The organism is Phyllobacterium sp., from assembly GCF_037994425.1.
GTDB lineage: Bacteria > Pseudomonadota > Alphaproteobacteria > Rhizobiales > Rhizobiaceae > Phyllobacterium.
Genome location: NZ_JBBNAM010000225.1, coordinates 1 through 3,332, shown reverse-complemented (window position 1 = coordinate 3,332; position 3,332 = coordinate 1). Strand labels below are relative to the sequence as shown.

The 3,332-nt window shown below is 57.6% G+C and carries 4 protein-coding genes; all 4 read left to right on the top strand.

Annotated elements, in window-relative coordinates:
- The coding region (locus AAAB35_RS15795; RefSeq protein ID WP_340669240.1) for a PQQ-dependent dehydrogenase, methanol/ethanol family at window positions 1-1,307 on the top strand (1,307 nt) is incomplete at its 5' end.
- Window positions 1,308-1,482: 175 nt separating this feature from the next.
- A complete protein-coding gene (locus AAAB35_RS15790) occupies window positions 1,483-2,007 on the top strand; it encodes a c-type cytochrome, methanol metabolism-related (RefSeq protein ID WP_340669239.1) in 525 nt (174 codons plus the stop codon).
- 1 nt (window position 2,008) lies between these two features.
- Window positions 2,009-2,872, top strand: coding sequence for a substrate-binding domain-containing protein (locus AAAB35_RS15785; RefSeq protein ID WP_340669238.1), 864 nt, complete (start codon window positions 2,009-2,011; stop codon window positions 2,870-2,872).
- 22 nt (window positions 2,873-2,894) lie between these two features.
- A partial coding sequence (locus AAAB35_RS15780) for a PQQ-dependent catabolism-associated CXXCW motif protein (RefSeq protein WP_340669237.1) occupies window positions 2,895-3,332 on the top strand: 438 nt, incomplete at its 3' end.

The window sequence follows — 3,332 nt, the reverse complement described above, 5'->3', positions numbered from 1 at the left end:
GCGGTGAATTCGGCGTTCGCGGCCACCTGACGGCTTACAACATCAAGGATGGCAAGCAGGCTTGGCGGGCCTATTCGATGGGGTCTGACAAGGATACTCTTATCGATCCGGAGAAAACTACCAATCTCGGTAAGCCGGTTGGCCCCGATTCTGGCACGAATACCTGGGAAGGCGACCAGTGGAAAATCGGCGGCGGAACGACATGGGGCTGGTACTCATACGATCCGAAGCTGAACCTGATCTATTACGGCACAGGCAACCCTTCGACGTGGAACCCTGTTCAACGTCCGGGCGACAATAAATGGTCGATGACCATCATGGCCCGCGATGCCGATACCGGTATGGCAAAATGGCTCTATCAGATGACCCCGCACGACGAGTGGGACTATGATGGCGTCAATGAAATGATCCTGGCAGATGGCATCAAGATCGACGGCAAGGATCGCGATGTGCTCGTCCATTTCGACCGTAATGGCTTCGCCTATACGATGGATCGCGCAACCGGCGAGCTTCTGGTAGCAAAGAAATACGATCCGGCGGTCAACTGGGCCACGGAAGTGGATATGGACAAGAGCAGCAAGACCTATGGCCGTCCAAAGGTCGTGGACAAGTATTCGACCCAGGCACAGGGCGAGGATACGAATGCGACGGGCATTTGCCCGGCCGCTCTTGGCACAAAAGATCAGCAGCCTGCGGCCTATTCGCCAAAGACCAAGCTTTTCTATGTACCGACGAACCACGTCTGCATGGACTACGAGCCTTACAAGGTGAGTTACACCGCGGGCCAACCCTATGTCGGCGCCACGGTTTCCATGTATCCGGCTCCAAACAGCCATGGCGGCATGGGCAATTTCATTGCCTGGGATGCAGCCAAGGGTGAGATTGTCTGGTCCATTCCCGAGCAGTTCTCGGTCTGGTCCGGCGCTCTTGCCACGGACGGTGATGTCGTCTTCTACGGCACGCTCGAAGGCTATCTGAAGGCGGTCGATAAGAACGGCAAGGAACTTTACAAGTTCAAGACCCCTTCCGGCATCATCGGCAATGTCACCACCTACGAACATAAGGGCAAACAATATGTTGCCGTTCTGTCCGGTGTTGGTGGCTGGGCGGGCATCGGTCTTGCGGCCGGTCTGCTTGAAGCCAAGAATGCTGCGGCATGGCACGGTGCAGTCGACCAGGGCAGGGCCCAGGGCGACGAGAAAGAAGTCGTTGGCACTGCCGGGCTGGGTGCAGTCGGTGGTTATGCCGGTCTGGCGGACTACACCACCTTGGGTGGTCAGCTGACCGTATTCGCCGTTCCTGACTAAGAGGGAACGACGTCGGACACATTGTGAGCATGCGGATGCAAGCTCGAAGCAGTAGGGCCCGGTCCAACCAGGCCGGGCCCTTGGTGTCTCAAATGCCGAACTGACGATCAATCACAACCGTAAAAAACGGCATCGCGGGATGCTGACTGTGCGGATTGGAATATGAGGACTACGGATGCCCATTCGAAAGACAATACTTGCCGTCGCTGCCGGTCTTGCCCTTATGGCAAGCCAGGGCAGCACCTACGCCGACGACGCAGCAGCAGCTGCAGTCGCATCCGACGCCAACGGCAAATATGCCGACAAGGACGGAAATCCCACATACAAGATCCAGCCGGACGGCACCGTTGACTGGTATACCTATAGCGGCTATCGGCGGTTCAATTCGGAATGCCATGTGTGCCACGGCGCTGATGGTGCCGGTTCGTCCTTCGCGCCGGCTCTGGCCAATTCGCTGAAGTCGATCAACTATGCCGACTTCATGGGAATCGTTGCCGGCGGGCGCAAGAACTTGAGCGGTGGCAATGAAAAGGTCATGCCGGCCTTTGGCGACAACAAGAATGTCTACTGCTACATGGACGACCTTTATGTCTATCTGCGTGCCCGGGCGGTTGGCGAGCTGCCGCGTGGTCGTCCGGCAAAGCACGAGGACAAACCCGACGCGGCCAAACAGCAGGAATCGTCCTGCATGGGTGGTTGATATGAATGCATGCCGACGCCCCCTTCTAAAATGGATGACTGCCGCGATGCTGGCGGCGATCCTGGCGTCGCCGCAGGTGGTATTGGCGCAGGGCGCGGGGCTCGGCGCGGCAGGTGAACTTGTCGATCCTGATGTCCTGCGGGTTTGCGCCGATCCGTCCGACATGCCGTTCTCTGACGAGAACGGCATGGGCTTCGAGAACAAGCTTGCCGAGCTCGTCGCAGCAAAAACCGGCCGCAAGTCGGTCGCCTATACCTTTTATCCGATGGCAACCGGCTTTGTCCGCAATACGCTGCGCGCCAATCGCTGCGATATCATCATGGGCTATGCCCAGGGCGATGAACTCGTCCAGAACACCAATGCCTATTATCGCTCGACCTATGTCCTGATCTACAAGAAAGGCAATGGCCTCGACGGCGTCGACAGCATCGAGGATCCGCACCTCGCAACCAGGAAAATCGGTGTCGTGGCCGGGACCCCGCCATCCGCCAATCTCGCCAAGGCCGGCTACATGCGCAATGTCCGTCCCTATCCCCTGATGGTCGATACGCGTCTTGCGCCGTCCATGGCGGAGGTGATGATCAAGGAACTTAAAAGCGGCGTCATCGATGTCGCCATCCTCTGGGGACCAATGGCCGGCTACTATGCCAGGCAAATTGACCCCGATCTCGCCTTTGTGCCGCTTTTGAATGAAAAGTCGGGCCACATGGCATACCGGATCACCATGGGCGTACGGCCATCGGACCAGGAATGGAAACGGACGCTCAACAAGGTGATCAGGGAAAATCAGGCGGAGATCAACAAGATCCTCCTCGACTACCAGGTTCCCCTGATCGACGAAAACAACAAGCTGGTCACGCACTAGGGTAATTTGGGAGGAAAGGTGGTTGAAATTGCAGTGGAACCGGCTTGCGGTGGCCGCCGTTCTGTTTTTGGCAGCGACAAGCGCAGCGCTTGCCGCTGACGCGGTCCCGGAACCGGACGGCTACAGGACGCAGGCTTACCGGGCGCCGACGCCGGCGACGCTCAAAGGCGCGGCGGTGATAACGACAGATGAGGCGGTGGAACTCTGGAAGAGCAAAAAGGCAATTTTTGTCGATGTTCTTCCCCACGATCCAAAGCCGGCCGGTCTTCCGGCGGGAACGATCTGGAAGGAAAAGATGCGCGAGGACATTCCGGGAAGCATCTGGCTTCCAAATGTCGGATACGGCGTCATCAACAAGGAGACAGAAGCCTATTTTCGCAAGGGCCTCAGGTCTCAAATGGGGGATGACGCCAACAGGAAGGTGATTTTCTATTGCATGGAAAACTGCTGGATGTCGTGG

Coding starts and splice junctions, on each gene's coding strand:
- AAAB35_RS15790 (WP_340669239.1), top strand. CDS start 1,483: ATGCCCATTCGAAAGACAATACTTGCCGTCGCTGCCGGTCTTGCCCTT.
- AAAB35_RS15785 (WP_340669238.1), top strand. CDS start 2,009: ATGAATGCATGCCGACGCCCCCTTCTAAAATGGATGACTGCCGCGATG.